The 8148-nt window shown below is 63.2% G+C and carries 7 protein-coding genes; 2 read left to right on the top strand and 5 right to left on the bottom strand.

The genetic code is table 11. The features are described from left to right. A partial coding sequence (locus tag CIC12_RS33755) for a DUF1289 domain-containing protein (protein WP_342030525.1) occupies positions 1–523 on the top strand: 523 nt, incomplete at its 5' end. Positions 524–530: 7 nt separating this feature from the next. Here the strand turns inward: CIC12_RS33755 and CIC12_RS11170 are convergent. Together CIC12_RS11170 and CIC12_RS11165 are read right to left on the bottom strand one after the other, a co-directional pair. After that, positions 531–1607 (bottom strand): diguanylate cyclase domain-containing protein, encoded by a 1077-nt coding sequence (locus CIC12_RS11170; RefSeq protein WP_238812525.1) that lies wholly within the window; start codon positions 1605–1607, stop codon positions 531–533. Between the two features lie 43 nt (positions 1608–1650). Beyond that, entirely contained in the window at positions 1651–2352 is a 702-nt protein-coding gene (locus CIC12_RS11165; protein ID WP_342030524.1) for a hypothetical protein, read from the bottom strand. Between the two features lie 635 nt (positions 2353–2987). Between CIC12_RS11165 and CIC12_RS11160 the strand changes: the two genes are divergently transcribed. Then, positions 2988–4055: an aromatic acid exporter family protein gene (locus CIC12_RS11160; protein WP_168664171.1), complete on the top strand. Its 1068-nt coding sequence runs from the start codon at positions 2988–2990 to the stop codon at positions 4053–4055. A 24-nt stretch (positions 4056–4079) separates the two neighbouring features. Here the strand turns inward: CIC12_RS11160 and CIC12_RS11155 are convergent, their stop codons facing one another. The 3 genes from CIC12_RS11155 to CIC12_RS11145 all read right to left on the bottom strand — a co-directional run bounded on the left by CIC12_RS11155 (position 4080) and on the right by CIC12_RS11145 (position 7764). After that, positions 4080–4424 (bottom strand): cupredoxin domain-containing protein, encoded by a 345-nt coding sequence (locus CIC12_RS11155; RefSeq protein WP_168664170.1) that lies wholly within the window; start codon positions 4422–4424, stop codon positions 4080–4082. Positions 4425–4468: 44 nt separating this feature from the next. Further along, positions 4469–5413 carry a metallophosphoesterase family protein gene (locus CIC12_RS11150; RefSeq protein WP_168664169.1) on the bottom strand — a complete coding sequence of 315 codons (945 nt, stop codon included), beginning with the start codon at positions 5411–5413 and terminating at the stop codon, positions 4469–4471. A 185-nt stretch (positions 5414–5598) separates the two neighbouring features. Then, positions 5599–7764, bottom strand: coding sequence for a M1 family metallopeptidase (locus CIC12_RS11145; RefSeq protein WP_168664168.1), 2166 nt, complete (start codon positions 7762–7764; stop codon positions 5599–5601). Between the last annotated feature and the right edge of the window lie 384 nt (positions 7765–8148).

The following is an 8148-nucleotide window of genomic DNA, read 5'->3' as shown; positions in this document are numbered from 1 at the left end:
GACGGCGCGCATCGACGAATATCTGGACATTGCCCCTTCCGCTGCGGATGATGCCGGAATAACGAAACCCGCCAAGGCAACGCGTGCCGTCTCGGCGGGCTACGTTTTTTTAACACGAAACAAAGCGTCGCGTGCGTTCGCCTTGCTGGCGGATTGGATATACTCGTCGCCCCCGTCGTCGATGCACGACCTCGGCCGCGCGGCGGCCGGTCCCGCCCGCCGCGGCTCGCGCTTTCTATCACGCTTTGATATAACGATCCGACGGCCGTTCATACACGACCATCGAGCTCGATTCACCGGAAGTGAAAATCTGAACATGGCAATCCAGTCACCGTGCGTCGACGTTTGCAGAATCGACGGCAATTCGGGGTTCTGCGTCGGCTGCCTGCGTACCCGCGCGGAAATCCGCGAATGGAAGAGCATGCCCGATGAGCGGCGTCAGGAAGTGCTCGACGAACTGGCGCGGCGCGCAGGGAAGCTCCCCGCCGAGGCAACGCTCATCACTGCGCCGCCAAGCTCATGAAACACACTCACGAGACAGCCGCCCGTCCCGCCGGCGCCACGAATGCGTAGCCATTCTTGCCGCTGCGCTTGACCTGATACATGGCGTCATCGGCAGCGGCGACGAGGCGGCGATAGTCATCCACCGGTTCCGGAAAGCTCGCGATGCCGATGCTCGCGCGCACTACCCCGATGCCGCTCTGCTCATCGGTGCGCACCACGCAGCCGATCAGCCGCCGCGCGATCTCGGCAAGCTCCGCGTCGCTCGCGAACGTGCGTACGAGGACCGCGAATTCGTCGCCACCAATCCGCGCGACGAGATCGGTCTTGCGCACCGATTCGCGAAAGCGCATTGACACCGCGATCAGAAATTCATCGCCCGCGCGATGCCCGAGCGAATCGTTGACCTGCTTGAACCCGTCCAGGTCGATGTACAGTACCGCAAGCCGGTGAGCCGTGGACGTCGCGCGCCCCCGGGCCGCGGCTTCGTCCAGCTCGGCCAGCAGCTTGCGCCGGTTCGGCAGGCCGGTCATCGAATCATGCAGCGACGCATGCTCGAACTCATGCGACTGCCCCGCCAACTGGCGATTGCGTCGGGCGTACATGCCTACCGCCGTGATCAGCATGCAGAACAGCAGCGCTGCCAGCGCGATCAATGTGCGCGCGACGTGAGTGATTCGCACGCGCAGGTCGGCGCTGTCGGCGTCGCGTTGCACGCGCCAATACGTCGAGACATTGCGCAGTAACGCGTCGGTGTCGTCGAGGCTGGCTTCCGGGCTCAGCATAGCGGGCGGAATGTGGGGCGCGGTCGACGGACTCGCGTTGACCAGCGCCGCGAGCGACGTGAGGCGTTGCGCGAGTTCGGCGCGCGCCCGCCCGTCGTTCTGCGCGTCGGCGGGACGGTCGGCCGGCACACGCTGCCACATGCCGACGTGCTCGCGCGCGCTTTGCGCATGGACAGCCGCATCGAGCACGAGGCTGGCGTACTCCTGTTTCAGCTGATCGGAAAAGACCGTCCTGATCTGCATCGCCAGGTACAGCAAGCCGATGAGCAGACACAGCAGCGACGCCACGGCGACCGTCGCGGGACCCGGTCTGAAGCGCATCGCCGGCACACCTTCGCGATCCGCGCGCCGGCTTCCGAGCGGCTCACGGACGCGAGTAGAGATCTTGCTGCTGACGTCCGGCGTCATGTTGCCGGTAGTCCACGCGTCGAAAGAACTGCCCCATGCGCGCGAACAGGCTGTCCTTGTGTTTCGCGTCGGGCGCGGAAGCGCGGCGCTCGGCTTGCGCGGTCCGCGCCTCCTTGCCTGAGCGTGCCGCCGCGGACTGTTGCGCGGCGCGACCGGCTGAGTTATTGATGCGGCGGGCCGGACGCAATGACGGTGACGGTGAGTGTGACGTACGCGGAGTGGCGTCGGCGAGAACGACGGTGCGGGGATCAGGCTCAGCCGGGGCCGGCGCGACCTGTCCCCACCAGACCGCCTGCTGGCTGCCCTGCTCGCCGTCCGATAACGGCGATGCCCGACTACTTGAAGGCTCGCTCGCGATCGCCTCGCTGCCGGACGGCTTCCTCGTCGCCGGTGCATTCAAGGTGGGCGCCGCGGCCCCGATGGCTTCGGTCGTGGCCGGCGCCGTCGTTTTGGCGTGCGTCGCAGCAACGCCCGGCTCAGCCGGCGACACTGCCCGCTCAATCAACGCGACGGGTTTCATCGGACTGGCCGCCGCGCCTGACGCGACGAGCGACGACGAGACCGGCATCCCGAGCGCCTGCCGCGCGCTTGCGATGGCCTCGGCATACGCCTGCTGATCTTGATTGAACCAGACGCCGTAAGCGACCGTGGCCAGCACGCCGCACGCCAATGCGCCGGCAGCCGCGATGCAAAGCGCGAATCGGCCGAAGCCGGCCGGCGGGGCACTCGTCCGGTGCGCGCCGCGGATGTCGAAACGACGATCCTGGCCCTCTGCTTCGGACTGAGGCAAGTCGGAATCGTTAGCCATCGCAATTGCTCCGGAGTACGTCCCACTGCTGGCTCGCAAGCCATCATCAGACTTCGATCACACGACGTCGCAAGGTCGATGCAAGGACAGAATGTACGCCGCTCCTTACCCATCGACAACACGGCGCCGCCGCTTTAAACGCCGCTGCGCCAGGCCATGCTCGCAGCGTTGAACTGGTAAAAGGTACAAGAGCGCATGGCGCAGGCGCCCTCCGATGATCCCGGACTGTCGTCTGCGCAAGCATTCGCGCAAGCGTCTGCCGAAGGTCTGTAAAGCAGCCAGCTTTCGTCGCCTCTGTCACGCAACAACCACGCCCATCAGACCATCGTAGTGCGCCGCGCGTGCGCCGTTTGAAACGCGCCGCACGCCACGTCTCGCCTTGCGCACCTGCTGCTGTTCTGATTCCCGCCATAGTTCGAAGGCAGTGGTAAGGTCACGTCCACCTGTTACCGCATCGGGCTTAACGTCATCGGTCCACCCACGACATGTCCAACGTCTACACCCACAAGCCGCTCACGCCGTTTCGCCGCGCCTTCGCGCGCTTCTCTTTGTCCGAAACGGCGAAATACACGAAGCTGACGCTGGGCCTCTGGATCGGCTTTTTCATCCCTTCGCTGCTCGGTTATCCCGACGCCGCCGTCTCGCTCGCCGGTTCGGCCATGCTGACGCTGGCGCTGGGAAGCTCGATTTCGGCGGCCAGAAGCTATTTCTACAAGCGGGTGCTATCCAACGTCGTCGCCATGCCGCTGGGCACCTTGCTGATCTGGCTGACCGCACCGCACCTCTGGCTGGGCGCGTTGCTGCTGCCGGTGGTGATCTTCGGCATCATCGGACTCAGGCCGTCGCTGTTCCAGATGACCAGCGTCACGGTGCCCATGACACTCGTGCTCTACACCGGCGAGCATCTTCCGCTGCTCGAGCAACGTCTGATCGGTGTGGTGCTGGGCATGCTGCTCGGCTTCATCCTCCAGCAGGTGGCCTTCCCGCCCGATCACGGCTACTGGGCCAACACGCTCGTGAACGACGGCAACGCGCAGTCCACCGACACCTTTGCGCAACTGGCCGCGGGCAAGCTGGAGCGCGCGCAGATCAAACCCGCGACCGCCAGTCTGCGCGCGCTGAGCACCAACCTCAAACAGGCGCACCAGCTGTTGAAAACGGATATCGAGCAGGCATGGGTCTCGCCGCATCTGAAACGCAATCGGGCCCGGCTGCCGCTGTTCGCGTGCTATCAGGAAGTCTTCGATTCTCTCGTCAACTTTCTGGAGACCTTGAACACGTTCCACGATCAGTTCGCCGCACTCGATGCATCGTGGCGCGAAGCTTTCCTCGAACGCCTCGGCAAGCTGGTCGCGGCGCACCGGCAACTGGCCGAAGCGGCGGACCTGCGCGAGGAACGACCGCGGCTGTCGATGCCGCCGCTGCACATGGAAGAACTGCGGCATCTGATCGAAGACCTGCCGGGTTCCACCGTCTTCACGAGTGTGTATCTCGGCCATCTGACCGGCTACGGCATTCTGCTTTGCCGTCTCAGTGAGCTGCATACCGCCTGAACACCCGCCCCTCGCTCGCTGCGGTCACTGCACGGTGATCGTCTCTTTCATGTTCGGATGGATACCGCAAAACACGTTGTAGACGCCGGGTTTGTCGAACTTGAACTGATACGAGTCGTTCTGATCGAGCGCCGCAGAACGAAACATGCCGGCATCGTTGACGACCGTGTGCGGCTCGCCATCCAGGTTCTTCCAGGTCACGGTCGAGCCGGCCTTGACCGTGAGCGCCATCGGCGAAAACATGAAGTTCTTGATGACCACTGTGCCGGGCGTTTCGGCGTGCGCAGCATAAAACCCCGCCGACGCCACGATCAACGCGGCGCTGCCGAACAGAATCGAAAGCGTGCGGCCTGGCCGATTCGTTTGCATGACTGATCTCCTGAGTGAATTCCGTGCGTGAAACGAATTGAGCTTTAAACCAGCGTCACATCGGCGAGCGTCGCCTTCAGCGGATGTTGCGCGATGCTGACGCTGGTGACGCCGAGCATGCTGGGAAGCCGATCGCTGGCCACTTTCAGCGGCCCAGGGCCCTCGCCGTTGCCGGCGCTCGGCTGCGGATAGGCGGTCGAACGCGCGGTGTGGAAGGTGATGTTGCCTTCCACCTTCGATACGATCTGGTGAATGTGCCCGTTGAGCACCGTCACCGAGCCGAAGCGCTTCAGATGGCTCATCGCCGCGCCGGCGTCGCCGGTGCCCCAGCCCCACGGCTCGTAGATGGTCCACATCGGCATGTGCGCGAACACGACGATCGGCGTGCTCGACGAGCGTCCTTTGAGATCGTTTTCGAGCCAGGCGAGCTGCTCGTCGCCGAGAGCGCCGAGGCCGTTCGGCTTGAAGTGCATCACGTTGACGAGGCCGACGAAATGCACGCCCTGGTGGTCGAAGCTGTAATAGCCGCGGTTGTCCGACGCCTGGCCGAATCGCCTGAAGTATTCGGCGCCCGGGCCGTCGGTTACGTCGTGCTCGCCGGGTACGGTGTGAAGTTCAGTGATGCTCAGACCCGACATCAGCTGCGCCGCGAGATCGAACTCCGACGCTTTCGACAGATGCGTGATGTCGCCGGTATGGATGGTCAGAGCGGGCTTGAGCGGCATCGCATTGACGAACTCGATGGTCTGCTTCAGCGTGCCCGCCACGTCCGGATTGGCTTCCTTGTTGAAGCCGATATGCGTGTCGCTGATCTGCAGAAAGAGCGGCGTGCCCATTGCGGCCGCCGGGGTCTTGCCATCAGCGGCGAGCGCCAGCTCCACCGGCATGAGCACGCCGCCCGCCAGCATGAACACGGTGCCCAAGCCGCCGAATGCAAGACATTTCAGCGCGCCGCGACGCGCCGGATCGATGGGATGATGTGACGACATGGTGACCTCACGATAAGGATTCGCGGGCGCGCCGCGCACTCGCGCGGCGGCCTTTTGCGACTCGGTTCATGAGGCATGACTGATGTTGCGCCGGATTTATTCCTGGGTCGTGCGGTCGCCCTCAAAAAAAACGGCCCGCATCGCATGATCCCGCGATGTGGGCCGCCGGACTGCCATCCACTATGTCACTGCGCCTGCTGCTTCTGCTTGAGCTTGCCCTGATAACGGATCGCCGGACGCAGCGATTGCGTCGTCGGCACCGTGCTCAACAACTGACGCGCGAGCGGCGTGAGCGCCGGACTGAGCGAGCCGATGCTGGTTTGGCGCGACGGGTCAGCCAGCCCGTTGGTCACGAGCAGCTTCGCTTCGAGTTGCAGACTGGCGAGCAGCACCGGGTCCTGTAGCGCGCTCCCCTGCGCGAGCAACTGGCTCCACGCGTTGTTGCTGTAGTTGGTCACGTAGTAGTCGAGCCCGCTCGGATCGGCAAGCACCGCGGAACAGCCGTTCAGACGGACCTGGGTCTGCATGTCCTTCATCGCGATCATCTTGCGTGAGGTCAGCCCGTCGCCGTACGCGAGCGTCAACGGAATCGTCCACTGCGTGCCCGGATACGCGTTCTGATTCGGGAACGGCGACTGTTTGAGCGTGACCACGGTCTGGTTCGTCGTCAGGTCGCACTGCGTGTCGAGCGAGATCAGCGGCACACCGGTTTGCCGCACGAAGCTGTCGCCGATCGCTACCATCGGCTCGCCGCTCGCTTTCGCCAGTTCGTCCCACAGGCGCCTCGGCGTGACGTTGCCGAGCGAGTAGTCGGCCAGATACGACTGCAAACCTTTACGCATCGTGTCCTCGCCGAGATAGTTCTCAATCATCTTCAGCACGTGGCCGCCCTTGTCGTACGTGAACGCGCTCGCGCTCAGCACGAAGTCGTTCGACGCCCAGCCGTTGAAGTTCGGCTGTACCGGGAACGCAGTGGACTTCAGATCGGCGTTGATTACCGCGTACTTGTTCTTCACGTCGTCGACCCAGCTGAAGCGGTCCGGGAAGAAGCGCACCTTGGTCTTGTTCTCGAAGAACGTCGCGAACGATTCGTTGAGCCACACGTCGTCCCACCAGTCGAGCGTGACCAGATCGCCGAACCACTGGTGCGCGGCTTCGTGCGTGAGCACGGTCACGCCGTAGTCGGACATCGAGGTGCCCGGCGCTGGCAGGATGTCGTCGGCGAATTCGAGAATCGCCCCCCAGTTCTCCATGCCGCCGAAGTTCAGGTCCTTCTGCTCCTTGAACGCGTCGTTGGCGGCGATCGTGTCGAACTTGGTGAGCGGCAGCGCGATGCCGGTGTAACGATAGTAGTAGTCGAGTGCCTGCTTGGTCTGCTGCATCGCGGGCTTGGCCCAGTCACGCATGCCGGGCGGCGTGAAGATGCGCAGATGCAGGCCTTTGCCGTCGGGCAGCGGGCTCGTGAAATCGTCTTCGAGAATGTCGAACTGACCGCCGCCGAAAAAGAGCAGATACGACGGCATCGGCGGCGTCTTTTCGAACGACACCAGCTTGTAGCCGCTATCCACGTTCACTGCCGGCTTCTCGGCCGCGTTCGATACGACGTTCCAGTTCTGCGGGACTTCCGCGCTCACCTCGTAGGTCGGACGGAAAGCCGGTTCGTCCCAACCCGGGAACCATTGTCGCGCGAGGTTCGATTCGCCTTGCGTGAGAATCGCGCCGCTCGTGGTGCCGTCCGTCGACTTCAGATCGACGCGGAACACGCCTTCGGCCGCGGAGCATCCCGGATAAGAATCGTCGCCGCAGCTGCCGCCGGTCTTTGCGACCGGGTCGTCATAGGTCTTGAAGTTGATGATGCCGCTCCACTCCATGTGCAGCGAGTAATTGCCCGCGGCGATCTGGCCGCTCACCGGGCGCAGTTGATAGAAATCGCCGTCGTCCTGCGGCGTGGCGATCAACGGGATGTTGCCCGGCTGAAGTGTGATCGTGCCGTTGGTGAACTTGATGCGATGCCCGGCGATCGTGATGGCGTTGACCGCCTTCAGCACCTTGATCTGCACGTCCGCGCGGCCGTCGAACGAAGACAGCGCCGGGTTCGGACGGAACCAGAGCTTGTAGTTGACCGGCGTGACCGTGTCGGGCAATTCGACTGGCGGCACGGTTTTGTCGATCGATGTATTGGCGACGGGGGGCGCGGCCGGCGGCGCGAGCGCGGGATCGGAAGCGGCCGCCGGCGTCTGCGCGGACTTGCTCGATAGGGCGGACGAGCCGTCACTGCCGCCGCAGCCCGCCAGAACAACAATTCCGGCTAGCGTCAGGCACTGTATCTGTAATCGGAAATTTATACGCATTTTAATCCTCGACTGACAATATCGGCTTAAAGAAAGTGCGTTGAGTGCTTATGCTGTGTTTCTCTGTTTTTTTTCAGCGAAAAAGGTCTCCCGCACTAGCACCGGATTGCTAGTGAGAATGAATAGGCGTGTTGAAGCCTCAGCACTCGTGGCTGATTTTTAATTGAACGCCCTATTTATTACAATGCTTTCAAATCGACTGCCTGAATCGCCTGGCAGGACATCCATGCGACGCCTGGCCGAACCGGCAAAGCGACGTCACACCTGCATCTGCAGGCGGGTGAGCCAATCGAGGTCGGCTTGGACGACAGTGCGTAGACTAGTTTGGCAAACGTTCCCGTGTCAACTTCCTTTCACAATCTTTCCTGTGGACGTGCTTCGTGT

The sequence above is a fragment of the Paraburkholderia sp. SG-MS1 genome (assembly GCF_012275575.1).
Taxonomy (GTDB): domain Bacteria; phylum Pseudomonadota; class Gammaproteobacteria; order Burkholderiales; family Burkholderiaceae; genus Paraburkholderia.
This window is presented reverse-complemented; position numbering and strand designations above follow the sequence as displayed.

Coding starts and splice junctions, on each gene's coding strand:
- CIC12_RS11170 (WP_238812525.1), bottom strand. CDS start 1,607: ATGCGCTTCAGACCGGGTCCCGCGACGGTCGCCGTGGCGTCGCTGCTG.
- CIC12_RS11160 (WP_168664171.1), top strand. CDS start 2,988: ATGTCCAACGTCTACACCCACAAGCCGCTCACGCCGTTTCGCCGCGCC.
- CIC12_RS11155 (WP_168664170.1), bottom strand. CDS start 4,424: ATGCAAACGAATCGGCCAGGCCGCACGCTTTCGATTCTGTTCGGCAGC.
- CIC12_RS11150 (WP_168664169.1), bottom strand. CDS start 5,413: ATGTCGTCACATCATCCCATCGATCCGGCGCGTCGCGGCGCGCTGAAA.
- CIC12_RS11145 (WP_168664168.1), bottom strand. CDS start 7,764: ATGCGTATAAATTTCCGATTACAGATACAGTGCCTGACGCTAGCCGGA.